Annotated in this window: 16 protein-coding genes; 1 reads left to right on the forward strand and 15 read right to left on the reverse strand. The window is 52.0% G+C overall.

Features of this window, described 5'->3' with window-relative positions:
• From AC5OW4_RS11440 to AC5OW4_RS11470, 7 genes are all read right to left on the reverse strand, one after another.
• The coding region (locus AC5OW4_RS11440) for a GlgB N-terminal domain-containing protein (RefSeq protein ID WP_493676983.1) at nucleotides 1-551 on the reverse strand (551 nt) is incomplete at its 3' end.
• A gap of 335 nt (nucleotides 552-886) precedes the next feature.
• Nucleotides 887-1390, reverse strand: a complete 504-nt coding sequence (locus AC5OW4_RS11445; RefSeq protein ID WP_072685666.1) for a nucleotidyltransferase domain-containing protein — start codon at nucleotides 1388-1390, stop codon at nucleotides 887-889.
• 14 nt (nucleotides 1391-1404) lie between these two features.
• Nucleotides 1405-1947: a GNAT family N-acetyltransferase gene (locus AC5OW4_RS11450; protein WP_072685665.1), complete on the reverse strand. Its 543-nt coding sequence runs from the start codon at nucleotides 1945-1947 to the stop codon at nucleotides 1405-1407.
• A 99-nt stretch (nucleotides 1948-2046) separates the two neighbouring features.
• Nucleotides 2047-2256, reverse strand: a complete 210-nt coding sequence (locus AC5OW4_RS11455; RefSeq protein WP_006057580.1) for a cold-shock protein — start codon at nucleotides 2254-2256, stop codon at nucleotides 2047-2049.
• 551 nt (nucleotides 2257-2807) lie between these two features.
• Nucleotides 2808-4424, reverse strand: coding sequence for a CTP synthase (gene pyrG / locus AC5OW4_RS11460; protein WP_072685664.1), 1617 nt, complete (start codon nucleotides 4422-4424; stop codon nucleotides 2808-2810).
• 13 nt (nucleotides 4425-4437) lie between these two features.
• Nucleotides 4438-4980 (reverse strand): ANTAR domain-containing protein, encoded by a 543-nt coding sequence (locus AC5OW4_RS11465; protein WP_083538665.1) that lies wholly within the window; start codon nucleotides 4978-4980, stop codon nucleotides 4438-4440.
• Nucleotides 4955-5149, reverse strand: coding sequence for a hypothetical protein (locus AC5OW4_RS11470; protein WP_139248663.1), 195 nt, complete (start codon nucleotides 5147-5149; stop codon nucleotides 4955-4957). The genes AC5OW4_RS11465 and AC5OW4_RS11470 overlap by 26 nt, the downstream gene beginning before the upstream one ends.
• A gap of 299 nt (nucleotides 5150-5448) precedes the next feature.
• On the opposite strand from AC5OW4_RS11470, the gene AC5OW4_RS11475 reads away from it, so the two are divergent.
• Nucleotides 5449-6150, forward strand: a complete 702-nt coding sequence (locus AC5OW4_RS11475) for a hypothetical protein (RefSeq protein WP_072685661.1) — start codon at nucleotides 5449-5451, stop codon at nucleotides 6148-6150.
• A 31-nt stretch (nucleotides 6151-6181) separates the two neighbouring features.
• Here the strand turns inward: AC5OW4_RS11475 and AC5OW4_RS11480 are convergent, their stop codons facing one another.
• The 8 genes from AC5OW4_RS11480 to rplI form a co-directional block, all read right to left on the reverse strand.
• Entirely contained in the window at nucleotides 6182-7876 is a 1695-nt protein-coding gene (locus AC5OW4_RS11480) for a phospho-sugar mutase (RefSeq protein WP_072685660.1), read from the reverse strand.
• A 98-nt stretch (nucleotides 7877-7974) separates the two neighbouring features.
• Nucleotides 7975-8241 (reverse strand): HPr family phosphocarrier protein, encoded by a 267-nt coding sequence (locus AC5OW4_RS11485; protein WP_006057571.1) that lies wholly within the window; start codon nucleotides 8239-8241, stop codon nucleotides 7975-7977.
• A 101-nt stretch (nucleotides 8242-8342) separates the two neighbouring features.
• Entirely contained in the window at nucleotides 8343-8819 is a 477-nt protein-coding gene (rlmH, locus tag AC5OW4_RS11490; protein WP_072685659.1) for a 23S rRNA (pseudouridine(1915)-N(3))-methyltransferase RlmH, read from the reverse strand.
• A complete protein-coding gene (locus AC5OW4_RS11495) occupies nucleotides 8816-9907 on the reverse strand; it encodes a S1C family serine protease (RefSeq protein WP_072685658.1) in 1092 nt (363 codons plus the stop codon). Before AC5OW4_RS11495 ends, rlmH begins: the two co-directional genes overlap by 4 nt.
• Nucleotides 9843-10661 (reverse strand): MBL fold metallo-hydrolase, encoded by an 819-nt coding sequence (locus tag AC5OW4_RS11500; protein WP_072685657.1) that lies wholly within the window; start codon nucleotides 10659-10661, stop codon nucleotides 9843-9845. Before AC5OW4_RS11500 ends, AC5OW4_RS11495 begins: the two co-directional genes overlap by 65 nt.
• Complete coding sequence (locus AC5OW4_RS11505) at nucleotides 10655-12163, reverse strand: M23 family metallopeptidase (RefSeq protein WP_072685656.1); 1509 nt, start codon at nucleotides 12161-12163, stop codon at nucleotides 10655-10657. The genes AC5OW4_RS11500 and AC5OW4_RS11505 overlap by 7 nt, the downstream gene beginning before the upstream one ends.
• A 22-nt stretch (nucleotides 12164-12185) precedes the next feature.
• Complete coding sequence (dnaB, locus tag AC5OW4_RS11510; RefSeq protein WP_072685655.1) at nucleotides 12186-13517, reverse strand: replicative DNA helicase; 1332 nt, start codon at nucleotides 13515-13517, stop codon at nucleotides 12186-12188.
• Between the two features lie 6 nt (nucleotides 13518-13523).
• A complete protein-coding gene (gene rplI / locus AC5OW4_RS11515; RefSeq protein WP_072685654.1) occupies nucleotides 13524-13973 on the reverse strand; it encodes a 50S ribosomal protein L9 in 450 nt (149 codons plus the stop codon).
• Nucleotides 13974-14073: the final 100 nt, after the last annotated feature.

The raw sequence follows: 14073 nt of genomic DNA on the forward strand, positions 1-14073 counted from the left end.
ATCAGCTCGATGTGCGTAAAACCATGCTCCTTGACGTAGGGAATCAGCTCCTTCGTCAGTTCGCGGTAGCTTAACCAGTACGGACCGTTCTTTTTCCAGCTGCCGGCGTGGACCTCATAGATGTTTAATGGTTCCGAGAAATTCTTGGAACGTTCGCCCAACCAGATCTGATCTTTCCATTGGAAGCCTTTCAGATTGACGATGACCGAAGCGCTGTTCGGACGCATCTCGCTGTAGAAAGCATACGGATCGGACTTGTCGAAAACGTTGCCGGCTGAATCCTCGATCCGGTATTTATACAACTGCCCTTCTTTTAAATCCGGGATGAACAGGCTCCAGATCCCCTGATCTTCCGGCAGCCGCTCCATGTTTGCGTTCTCGCCGTTCCAGTCGTTAAAATCACCGACGACCTGGATGCTGCGCGCATGCGGCGCATAGACCGTAAACCGCACGCCGTTAACTCGTTCATACGTGAAATGAGCGCCGAAAAGCTCGTAAGCGTCAATGCAGTGCCCTTGATGAAAGCTTTCAATGAGTGTTGTCTGATTCATGGATTTCCTCCTGTTTCTCTCTCTTTTCTTTTATGCCGAAAACCGCTGAACATGTCTATTCCTTCCAGCGTTTTTTCAGCATCATGATCTTCGTTCCTCCAGATCTCAATTAAAAAGAGAGCGGCTTTCGCCTGTGTTTTACCTACTATCATATTACAACATTGAGCCGGACAGTTCAATCTTTTCTTGTCGTCTTTTGAAAGCCCTTTCTTATTTCAAAGCCCCGCTTTTCTTTGACTTCGCGGTGTTTACCGCTTATGGAAAATTCCGGTAAATGATTACCTTCTCATTGAAAACAGGCTGATCGCCCACTTCGCAGTTTCTTTTTTTGTCTGTCAGGATTTTTTTATGGCCTTCCCCAATTCTTCCGCTTCCCGCGCCCGGCGCAGCATCGCCGCTTTTTCCGTCCGGCCCATGAGCGCATAACAACGTTCCCATTGCCGCAAAGAGTGCAGCGGTATCCGCTGGCCGCCCAGGATGATTTGTCCCTCAATTTCCTCGCTTTGCAGCGGAAATGAAACGATCTGGCCTTCATGTTCGATTCCCAGATTACCGATCACATCAATCTCCACGCCGCTGATCGTAAATTCCATGAAGCACTGCGTATGAAACTGCGGCGACGGCAGCTGAGGATGCCGGATTCCAAGCGGGCTGAACAACCGCGCAACCTGTTCGCACGCATGTTCGTCGATCATCAGATCAAGATCGTGAAAGTCGCAAACCAAACCATTGAAGTACAGCAGCAGCGATCCGCCGACGGCCCACAGGATCTGATTCTCGTTCAATAACGTCGCCAGCTGAATCAGAACCTGAAGTTTTTCTTCCATTTTTTTCTCCATTGTCCATTTCTCCTTTATTCCATGCGCAGGTAGAGTTTGCGGAAAAATGCCGGATAAATCCGCCGATAGAGATCTGTAATCCGTCGGCGCACCTGTGTATCATCCAGCACGGCCGCCAGATCCAGCGTCAGCACAGCGTAATCAACATGGTAGAGATGCAGCTGAATTCCACTTATTCGCGCCCCGGCGCGCTGGTAAAACGCAATCCGTTTCCGCGCTTGTTCCGTGACTGCGGCTTCCGCTTCAATAACGATCATTTCCCGATCGGCAAACATCGTTTTCAACTCGTTGAGAAAGCAGGTTCCCACGCCCTGTCCGCGGTTGTGGTCAAATATCGCGAAATAGTCCAGCAGCAGACAGCGCTGCCGCTCGTCCTGTTGCAGCACGGCATAACCGATCAGCTGATCTTGTTTGAAATAACCGAGGCACAGCGCGATATGTTTCCGCTTCTGCGCTAAAATCCGAGTTAACGGCTTTAATTCGTTCGGCGGGAAATCCCGCTTCATCCTTTGGCGATACACCTCGGTCATTTCAGCTTCACTTAAGGATTTGATCATAGACCCTCCTTCAATATACTTACTTCGGATTTCCGTCTTCTTTCCATGAATCCGGATAAAATAAAAGAGGCCCGCAGGCCTCAAAGCAGATGGTTTTGATTAAAGAACGGTAACGTTGACTGCGCGTGTCTTGCCGCTTCTTTCGTCGTTTTCAACGTCGTAAGAAACCTTCTGTCCTTCTTCCAGGGACTTGTAGCCGCTGCCGTTGATGCCAGAGAAATGAACGAAGATATCACCCTGTCCGTTGTCGTCAGAGATAAATCCGTAGCCCTTCTCAGCGTTAAACCATTTTACTTTTCCAGTATTCATTATGAAATACCCTCCTTATTGAATTTAGAACTTAATGGGTCAATAAGCTAAAACGCGCTCGAAATCACCTCTTGAAGCATGATCTCACAGCGCGTTATCATATCATCCAACGGTCTAAATCTGTTAATATTATATGCTCAAACAAAAAAGTTGTCAACTACTTCCAGAACTCGTTTACACTAAAGTTGTTACTATCCATCGGAAAGGGGACAAAAAGAAAACCGGATCAGTTTAAAACTGCCGGCTGGCTCTGAGGTCATTCTGAATTCAGGATGGTCTCGAGGGTTTTCAAGGTATTCTGTTTTTGTTTTATTGCGGTATGAGGACGGCTGAGCATCGCTTCCAGACTTCTCCTTTTCCCGCATGGACATTGTGCTCTGAGGACATTGAAATATCTGTCCTGCCTGTCATTTGAGCTTTGCTCAAAAGGAATTGCAACTTCATTCCATCAAATATTCCGCGGATCAGCTGGGCCGTTTCGATTAAGCAGGATTGGATTTTTCTTTTCTATTCCTCCTGGATAAATGCTGAGCGAAAACCCGCTTTGGGTTTCAGTCCTGTCCGTTCTTTGGGTTGCGACGTTTCAGCGCCGCTGCGATCAGACCGGAGAATAACGGATGTGCCTTGTTGGGACGGCTCTTGAATTCCGGATGATACTGCACCGCAACGAAATACGGATGATCTGCCAGTTCGATTGCTTCAACGAGATGGCCGTCCGGCGAGGTTCCGCTGATCCGCATTCCGTGTGCTTCAAATTCCTCGCGGTACGCGTTGTTGAACTCATAACGGTGGCGGTGACGTTCCTGGATCTGGGCGCAGCCATAGAGTGAAGCTAAGCGCGAGTGCGGCTGAATAAGGCAGGGATAGGCGCCTAAACGCATTGTGCCGCCCTTCTCAAGTTCATCCGATTGATCAGCCATGAAAGCGATGATTTTATGCGGACTGGCCGGATCAAATTCCTGGGAGTGCGCGCCGGCATAGCCCAGCGCATACCGGGCAAATTCTATCGCCGCCGTCTGCATGCCCAGACAGATCCCCAGGTAAGGAATCTGATGCTTCCGGGCGTAATGCGCCGCCATGATCTTGCCTTCGACGCCGCGGTCGCCAAAGCCGCCGGGAACCAGAATTCCATCGCAGTCCCCCAGGATCGCTTCCGCACTTTCCTCCGTGACGGTTTCCGCTTCAATCCAGCGAATTTCCACCTGGGCTCCGTTGGCATAACCGCCGTGGCGCAGCGCTTCGGCCACTGACAGATAAGCATCGCGCAGCTTCACGTATTTCCCGACTAAACCGATCGTCACCTGATTGCGGCTCTGACGGATCCGATCGAGCATTTGATTCCATTCGCGCAGATCGCAATCCGGACAATCCAGATGAAGCAGCTCGCACACCTTATCGGATAAATGCTGCTTTTGAAGCATGAGCGGCGCTTCGTAGAGCACCGGAACAGTGCGGTTTTCAATCACGCAGTCCGGCTGGACATTGCAGAACAGACTGATCTTTTCTTTCAGCACGGAGGGCAGCGGCTGGTCGCAGCGGCAGACGATGATGTCAGGCGTGATGCCGTTGGCGCGCAGCTCGCGGACGGAATGCTGGGTCGGCTTGGATTTCAGTTCGCCGCTGCCTTCAATGTAGGGAATCAAGGTCACATGAATGAACAGACAGTTTTCCTTTTTCACCTCTAATGAAATCTGACGGATCGCCTCGATAAACGGCTGGCTTTCGATATCGCCGATTGTGCCGCCGATCTCCGTGATGACGACGTCCGCGTTGGAGGATTCGCCGACAGAATAAATAAATTTTTTGATCTCATTGGTGATGTGCGGAATCACCTGCACGGTTTCCCCCAGATATTCACCCCGGCGTTCCTTATTTAAAACGTTCCAATAGACCTTGCCGGTCGTCAGGTTGGAAAACCGGTTCAGGTCTTCGTCGATAAATCGTTCGTAATGCCCCAGATCCAGATCGGTTTCCGCCCCGTCTTCAGTGACGAACACTTCGCCATGCTGGTAAGGACTCATCGTGCCCGGATCGACATTGATATAGGGATCCAGTTTCTGGGATGCAACTTTTAATCCCCGGGATTTTAACAGACGTCCTAACGAGGCGGCGGTAATACCTTTTCCTAAACCCGATACGACGCCGCCGGTTACAAAAATATATTTCATTGCTTTGATCTCCTCACTTTTGTTCGTTCTCAGTTAAGATCTGCCGGGCCGCTTCACCACGGCTGATCCGTAAATTCATCGCCATCTTTTCCAACGCGTGATGGGCTTCGTCTTCGTTCATGCCCGTTTCCATCAGCACCTGCTTCGCCCGCCGGATCTGTCCGCTTTGCGCTGCCAGCGCCTTCAATGCCGAACTTCGCTGAAGCAGACCCGGAGCTTCACTCACAATTTGATTCAGCACGGGATCCAGCCGCACCGGCCGTTGGCAGAACAACACGTTATCTATTGGGGAAACAGGCTGCATTCCCGCTGCAATCCAAAATAAAAACAAGGTGTCCGGATAACTTGCCGCCTGCTGAAGCAAACGGGACAGCGACGCCGCTTCCTGGGTTGGCAAATCGATCAGGACCAGCGAAATCGGCTGCTGCTTCAAAAGCGGAAACATTGCCGTCAAAGTGCTGACCTGCCCCATGATTTGTCCGCCGAAGCGGCGGATTAAACTCGTTAAGCGCGTCTGTGCGCTCAGCGCATTATTCACCAACAATACAGTTAACATTGAGTTTCGCCTGTCTTTCCTCTGTTAGTGTGGACAGCGGACAGCGGATATATCCCCGTCTCATCGCCGGTCCCGACATTTCTTCAGGCAATCCGCCAAAGATCAGCCGGTTAAACCGGACCTCGTGTTCCTGAACTGGATGGAAGGAAATTTGCTTATTTTTCAGCATCGGCTTCACCTCAATTTCAACAAGAAAAGGGGACATGAAAAGCTGACTTTTCATGAACCCCTTCGTTCAACGGAAGTATTATACAGGAAGGCTTTTTTCAGTTCAAGAATTTTTTTCGGAATTTATACTCCAATCCCGGGAAAGCAGATGGGAGGATTCAGATAATCTGTTTTCATCATCACCTGTAACTGTAAGAATCAACGCTTCAGGTAGGAAATCATTTTCAGGCGCTTGCTTCAAAAACCTTTTTGAGTTATAATAAACTCAAATGAATTAATAATAAAAGGAGCGATTGGCAGATGACTGAAGAGGAATTGGACTTTTTGCAGGATACGGACTCGCTGCTTTGCCGGATCCGGGATTATTTTAATGACATTGACGAGTGGTTAGTGCTTGGCGGCAATAAAGAAGAAGCATGGGATAACGGTTGGAAAGCGGGCAAAGCGGAAGGGTTGATCGAAGGCCGGCGGGCTTTATTCACAGACCTTGTCCAACAGCGGATGGCGTTAACGGAAAGTGAGATACGTCTGATCTTTCTGCTTGAAGAAGACGACATTGCCGCCTTAGTGCAAATTTTGGACAGCCTTGAAGATGGCAAAGATCTGCGAAAACAAATCGAAGCGCTCGTCAGTCGGCGGCGCTTGAATCCGCAGCCTGAGAAATCCGATCAGGAAAAGAAAGAAAGCCGGGCCGATTATTTGAGTAACACCCGGATGGCAATCGCCTGCATGCGCGCGCAGTTTGATAAAGTCGACGAGCAGCGCCGCTTGGAAAGGGCAAGCGAAGAAAGTTTCCACAAGGGTTGGGAAGCGGGTCAGCGAGCGTTGATCAAGGTTGTCCTGAGTCAGCGGATGGACCTGAGCGAACGAGATGAACATGCCGTCGATATGCTCGGTATGGATGAATTCACCTCTTTGATCGGAGTCCTCACTCGGGTTGAAGACAAAAACGAACAGCGAAAACAAGTCAAAGAACTGCTGAAAAAGAAAATCAGATCCTGACTATCGGGATCTGATTTCTTTTATTCTTCACTTATGCGACTAAATCGGCAATCGCTTTCTGCATGACTTCCGTCTTGGCTTCGGCATCCTGCGCGCTGGTTCCCTTGATGCAGTAATAGAACTTGCATTTCGGTTCAGTGCCGCTTGGACGGATCGCTATCCAGGAACCGTCGGCCAGATAGTATTTCAGCACGTTGCTTCTGGAGAAGCCCTCCAGAGCAGCGATCACGCCGTTTTCCTCGCGGGTTGCTTCCTGATAGTCTTCAATCGCGGCAACCGCAGTACCGCCGATCTGCGCCGGCTTGTCCTTGCGCAGCGTGTCCAGAATCTCTTTGATCCGCAGCGCACCCTTCTGACCCTTCAACGTCAGCGAGGTCTGGCTCTCCTTGTAATAGCCCAGTTCGGCGTACAGACCGTTCAGCACGTCGACCAGCGTCTTGCCCTGAGCCTTATAGAAGCAAGCTGCTTCCGCCAGCATCAGACAAGCCTGCGGCGCGTCTTTATCGCGGACAAACGGTTTGATCAGAGAACCGTAGCTTTCCTCATACCCGAACACATAGTTCTTGGCCTGCGTCTTTTCATACTTGGCGACTTTTTCGCCGATGAATTTGAAGCCGGTCAGCGTCTTTTCCGTTTCCACACCGTATTTGGAAGCAATTTTTTCACCCAGATCGCTGGTAACGATCGTATTGAACATCACCGGATTCTGCGGCATCTTGCCTTTCGCCTGCAGCTGAGAAAGGATGTATTCGATCAAAACGGAACCACTCTGGTTGCCGCTGAGCAGCACATACTCGCCCTCATGCAGCACGCCGACGCCCATCCGGTCGGCATCCGGGTCGCAGACCAGAATGATATCGGCCTTCTTTTCTTCAGCCAGCTTTAACGCCAGCTCGTAAGCCCCCTTTTCTTCCGGGTTCGGAGTCTTGGTGCAGGAGAAATCCGGATCCGGCGTGCACTGTTCCTCAACCGGCGTGAAATGATAACCGGCGCGGGTAAAGACTTCGCGGACCGGAATGTTGGCGGTGCCATGTTCCGGTGAGAAGACGATTTCCACCAGATCGCGATTGACGTCCGGATTTAACTGAATCGAAAGCACGTTTTCATAATAAGCTTCATCGACGTCTTTGCCGATCATGTGGATCAGCTCCTGCTGCGCGGATGTGAGCTGCGGATCGATCGCCAGTTCATCCTCGACGGCGTTGACCTGATCGATGACCTGCTGGGCTAAATCCGGCACTAACTGACAGCCGGTTTCATCATACAGCTTATAACCGTTGTATTCCCGCGGATTGTGCGAAGCGGTGATCATGATGCCGCCAAAACAGTTCAGATTCCGAACAGCGAAGGACAGCTCCGGCGTTGGCCGCAGTGTTTCAAAAACATAGCTGGTAATCCCATGGCTCGCTAAGACCGCCGCGGATTCCCGTGCGAACTCGCTGGACATGTGGCGGTTATCGTAACCAATCGCCACGCCCCGGCGCATCGCTTCCTCGCCGCAGCCGACGATGTAGCGGGCAAAGCCCTCGTTCGCCTTGCGGATCGTGTGGATGTTGATGCGGTTGGTGCCCGCGCCTAACAGACCGCGCATGCCCGCCGTACCAAATTCAATATTCGTATAGAACGCATCCTGCTTTTCTTTCTCACTCATGCCCGCCAGCTCTTTTTTCAGCTGCGGGTCGATGTGCGGATGATTCAGCCACCGCTGATACAATTCTTCGATCATAGTTTTTCCTCCCTTGATGATCAATTTCGACAATGTTTGCGCTTACATAGCCCTTGGAAAAAAAAGAAGATGCCGCGCATCTTCTTATTCAATCCAACTTATGCAATTACTTTCTGTGCACGCAGAACTTCTTCGATTGTTGTGATTGCGACTTCTTCGTCTTCGCCTTCACAGGTTACCGTCACTTCGGACTGTGTCGGAATGCCCAGGGACATAACACCCATGATGGATTTCATGTTGACAGAACGTCCTTTATAAGCAACCTTCACTTCGCTCTTAAACTTGCTGGCAGCGTTGACTGCAACCGTTGCCGGACGTGCATGTAAGCCAACTGGATCAATAACCAATACAGAAATCTGTTTCATTTTGTTTTTTACCTCCTGCTCTACCTGAATTCATTTTAACTCATTTTTGAACGTGTTACAAGAAGAAAGTGAAGAAACGATAGGGCTTTCAGTCACCGCTTTCATTTGTGATAAGGTTCGTGATTTAAAATCCTGAAACTTCGATAAATTTGTTCAAGAACCAACAAACGGCACAGCTGATGGGGAAATGTCAGATCCGAAAGCTTCCAGCGCAGATCGGCCCGGGCGATCACTTCCGGACTGACGCCCAGCGAGCCGCCGATGACGAAAGCGATCTGACTGCCCTGGTAGCTGAAAATCTGCTGGATCTGCTCTGCCAGCTGCTCGGAAGTATAGGACTTGCCTTTTAAATCGAGCAGAACCACGGTTTCTTCTTTTTTCAGCTTCGCCAGAATCCGTTCGCCTTCCCTCTGCTTCACCTGCTCGTTCTGCGCTGGGGAATTGGATTGCGGCGCGGCGATGTCGTCGACTTCAACAATCTCCGTCTTACAATACGGCTGCAGCCGTTTCAGGTATTCCTGGATGCACTGCTGCATCGGTTTTTCCTTAATGCGCCCGACGGCGATCACCCGGATCATTCAATCGTCACGCTCAGCTTGACTTCCTGATTGTTGCGCAGAACGACCAGCTCAGCCGGATCGCCGATCGTTTTGCCATACAGCAGCTTGCGGAAGGTTTTATAGCTGTCCACCGGCGATCCGTCGAAACGGATCAGGATGTCGTTGACATGCACGCCGGCTTTTTCAGCCGGGCATTCCTCAGCAATCTTGGTGACCAAAAGACCTTCGGTCTGATCCAGACTGATGCCCATATAGCTTTTCTGATAGCTGGTCAGAGCGCTGACGTCCTTGCCGCTGATGCCGACAAACGGCCGGTTGACCTTGCCGCTGGCCTTCAGCTGTTCCACAATCGTCGTGACTTCGTTGATCGGAATCGCGAAGCTGATGCCCTCGGTAGAATTCCCCTGCAGCTTCATCGTCGTAATGCCGATCAGCTCGCCGTTCATATTGATCAACGGGCCGCCGCTGTTGCCGGCATTGATGGCCGCGTCGGTCTGCAGCACAAGCATGTCCCAATCGTCCGTTCCGTCTTTATCCACATCCATTGAAATCGTGCGGTCTTTGGAGGAAATCACGCCGACCGTCACGCTGCCGTCGGCTTCCGCCCCCATCGAATGTCCGATCGCCATGACCCACTCGCCTTTTTTGCACAGCGACGAATCGCCCTGATCGAAGGCTTCGGCCCGGAAATCGGGAATCACCTTCAGCAAGGCCAGATCGGTATAGGGATCGGCTCCGACTAACTCCGCCGGCAGCTGTTCGCCATTGGCAAACGATACGTGGATCGGGCCGCCGGAAGTGATGACATGCTGATTGGTTATGATATACACGGCCTCGCTGGTCGTACTGTAAATCGTTCCGCTGCCGCTGGCGATCAGATCTTCGCCAGTCTCATCCAGCACCGACACGCCGGTCACCTTCGCTTCGCTACGCTCCACGATCTTGGTGATATCCGAGGTAACGACCGAAACCGGACGCGTCGACTGCTGCGGATCCTGCGTCGGCGGTTCCTGTGACTTCTCTTTTTTTACCTGCCACAGCTCAACGGTCAGAACCAAGTTCCAGCACGCCAGCAGGGCGGTAAGCAGAATCAAGCCTTTCTTCATATCGGCATCCTCCCATGAGTATTTCATACTGTCCCGCGGCTTTCAGCACCAGATCCTTTCGGCAGGCGCATTGTTTCAAAGCGTCGGCGCTGACCTGCCGGGCCAGCTGCGGCTGGTTCGCTTCTTCGCTGAGATGCGCCAAGAAGATCGAACGAGTCCGCGGCGTGACTAAGCGCGTCAGCAGATGGGCACAGTCCTCGTTGCACAGATGGCCGCTGTCGGAAAGAATGCGCATTTTGATCGGATAGGGACGGCGGGTCTGCATCAACATTCCCACATCGTGATTGCTTTCCATCACATAATAGTCCGCATCGGCGATCAACGGCACGCATTCCTCCCGAACATATCCGGTATCGGTAATGTAAACCAGCTTTTCCTGCGCCGTTTCCAAAACGAAGCCAACGGTATTTTCAGCATCGTGGGACAGCGGCAGCGGCGTCACTCTGAGATCGCCCACCTGAAATGGCGTATAGGGCTTGATCCAGTGCTGATCCGCACGGTTTTCCAGACTGAAAGCCGCATAGGCTTCAACACCGGAAAACATCTTGAGCTGGCTTGTATGGTCGCGGTGACCATGGGTGACCAACAGTGCTTCTGTGTTCAGATAGTCTACACCGATCATGTGAAAACTGCGTGTTAAATAAGTCCTGGTCGTGCCGCAGTCGATCACGATCTGCGTGGCGGCGGTTTTTAACACAAAACAGTTACCCTTGGAACCGCTCGCCAACAGGTAAAATTCCATCGAGCCTAACATGGCAGCCACCCGTTGCACGGATTCTGACGCACGCCGTTTTTCATGATGAAGAAATGAACGTGCGGCCCGGTCGCCCGGCCGGTCATGCCGATCTGGCCGATAATCTCGCCTTTTTCGACGTTCTGTCCGACTTTGAAGAAGGCAGGTTGATTCATGTGGCCGTAATAGGTCTTATAGCCGTTATTGTGGTCAATGATCTGATAGTAGCCGTTAATCGGGCTGTAGCTGGCTTCTACGATCGTGCCGCGGTCAGCCGCATACAGATTACCATAGCGGTTATAGGAGTTCTTGATGTCGATCGCCTGATGCCCTCTGTAACAGCCCCAGCGGCAGGTAATCGACGGATTGTCAACCGGCCAGCGGAATGTACCGGTGCCATAGCCCGGGATGACCTTCGTGCCGACGCGCGTTTCTTCGCGGACCGGCTGGCGGGTGATAATCGAGGACACCAGCGTACCGCCGGTATTCTCGCCATTAATCCAGACTTCCTCATAGAACGCGTTGCGTGAACCATTTTGAGCATGCACGTCAATGACGGAGGAGCCTTCCTTCATATTCGGATCTTCCTTGTAAATCGGATCCTCCGGATAAACTTCTTCTTTGGCGACGCGCTCCTTGGTAACCTTGATCGTAATCGGAGATTGGAAATTGGTGACGTTGAGCACCATGCCCGGCTGGATCAGCTGATCGACATTGTCCAGCTGATCGCTGTTGATCGACACGACCTGCTGGGCGGACAGCCCGTTCTTCGTGCCGACGCCGTCGATCATATCGCCTTCGACAACCGTGTAGTATTTCATTTCCAGATTCGGGTCGGCCCCATAGCTTAAATAGTGCAGGATTTCCTGCTTGTCTTTCAGAATATTGGAAGATGAAGCCCGGCCATTGGTAACGGTCATTTTCTCAAGCACGTCGATGCTGACCTCGCGGGTGCCGTAGGTCTTCAGCTCCGGTGTGGATTGTCCCATCCGCACTGTATCCAGCGTCTCTTTGGACACGAAATTCAACAGGTATTGATCCCGGGCGTCATAAAAATCCTGGAGATTCTTAACGTAGATCGTCGCGTACACGTCGTTTTCATCCGAAAAGTCAATCCGGTTGGTTTCGACGGAAAACAGATCGTTTTCCTTCAAGTACGCGCAAATCGCCGCGTCGATATTCTCGTACCGGGTGTAGCTCAGCTCGTCGGTCACGATCAGATCTTCCCCCAGCTCCAGACGGGTATTGGGAAAATCATCCTCATAAACGCTGTGGTAGACTTCATCCAACAGTGCTTCGACTTTCGCGTAATCGTTGACGACGCCGACCAGTTTTCCGGCGTTATAGATTTTTTTTACCGTCTGCGGCTGAGCGGAAAGACTTACAACCTGCTGGGGAAGCAAACTTTCTTCCACCTTTCCCTGTGCCGCGACAACCTGATTCGCCCGGGAGAGGGATGGCCACAGCCCGGCGATCAGCGCGCTTAAAACCAGCGCGGCGGCAATCGGTATCCATTTTTTCATTCAATCCTCCCTTTCGGGGTCGTTACCCATTCTGATTCTCATAGTTGTAAAAGGCGTTGATGTTGCGTTCAAACGCCAGCTCGATCTGACGGGTCGGACCGTTACGATGCTTGGCGATGTTAATTTCTGTTTTTTCCGTGCCTTCCTCGCTCTTTTCCCGCTGATAGTATTCATCGCGGTATAAGAACATAACGATGTCGGCATCCTGTTCCAGGGCTCCGGATTCACGCAGGTCGGACAGCATCGGCCGCTTGTCCTCACGTTTTTCAACAGATCGGGACAGCTGCGACAAAGCGATGACCGGCACCTGCAGCTCACGCGCCAGCCCTTTGAGACCGCGGGAAATCTCCGAAACTTCCTGCTGGCGGTTATCGGGATTGCGGCCGCTGCCGGTGATCAGCTGAATGTAGTCGATCAGGATGACGGCCAGACCGTGCTCCGCCTGAAGCTTGCGGCATTTGGAATGAATCTCGGAAACCCGCACGTTCGGAGAATCGTCAATGAAGATCTTCGTCGCCTTCAAATCGGCAGCGGCTTCGTTAAGCTGGTTCCATTCGTTGTTGTTGAGAAAGCCGGTGCGCAGCTGGCCGCCCGGAACCCGGCTTTTGGCGGAAAGCATACGGGAGATCAGCTGCTCGGCAGGCATTTCCAGAGAAAAGATCGCCGCGGCCTGATGGTTGAGCTGCGCGATCTGCATTGCGACGTTTAACGCGAAGGCAGTCTTGCCCATCGAAGGTCGGGCCGCCAGGATGATCAGGTCGCCGCGCTGGAACCCGTTGGTCGTGTTGTCCAGATCGCGGTACCCCGTCGCCACGCCGGTCACGCCGGATTTCTGCGCGCTCATTTTATGGATATTTTCAATGACCTCGTTTACGACTTCGTTGCTGGATTTAAAATCGGTCGTCTTGCGCCGGCGCGTCACGTCGAGGATCTGCTTTTCCGCCATGTCCATCATCGTTTCCATGTCGCCGGCATTCTGCATCCCTTCCTCGGCGATATTCTGCGCGGTTTCAATTAAATTGCGCAATAACGCTTTGGACTGGATCAGCTCGATATAGTATTTCGTACTGGCGGAGGTTACGGAACTGTCCGCCAGCTGCATGATGTATTCCAGACCGCCGACTGAAGCCAACAGTCCCTGATCGGTCAGAAGACTGGCTACCGATACGGCGTCGACCGGTTTGCCTTCGCCGTTGAGTGTTTCCACGGCGGCGTAGATTTTGCGATGTGCTTCTAAAAAGAATTCTTCACTGCGCAGTCCTTCTTCAGACGCGATGCGGACGCTGTTGGGATAGATGAAGAGCGAACCCAACAACGACTGTTCGGCGTCAATACTGCTGGGCATCTGCCGCATACGCGATTACTCTTTTCCTGTAACCTGGACGCGGATCGTCCCGATCACGTCCTTATACAGTTCAATCCGGACATTGGTGACGCCGAGGCTCTGGATCGGCGCGGTATCGAGAATCTTGCGTTTGTCGATATGAATGCCGTGTTTGCGCTCTAATTCCTGGGCAATCTGCTTCGTCGATACGGAACCGAAGACGCGGCCTTCCTTGCCGCTCTTAACCGAGAACTGAAGCATGATCTTTTCCAGCTTCGCCGCCGTTTCGCGGGCCTGAGCTTCCATTTCCTTTTCGTTCAGCTTCGCCTGAACCTTCTGTTCGTCCAGAATTTCCAGACTCTTGGCCGTAGCCTGAACAGCCAGACGGTTGCGGATCAGAAAGTTGCGGGCATATCCGTCGGCAACCTCCACGATCGCGCCTTTCTTGCCTACCTTGCTGACATCGCTTAATAAAATGACTTTCATCGTTTATTCCTCCTTCATTACTTCGTCCAGCGTGGCGATCAACTCGGTTCGTAAATCTTCCACGCTCGTATTTTCCCGCTGCAGCGCGGCGGCGCTCAAA

The organism is Holdemania sp., assembly GCF_986127675.1.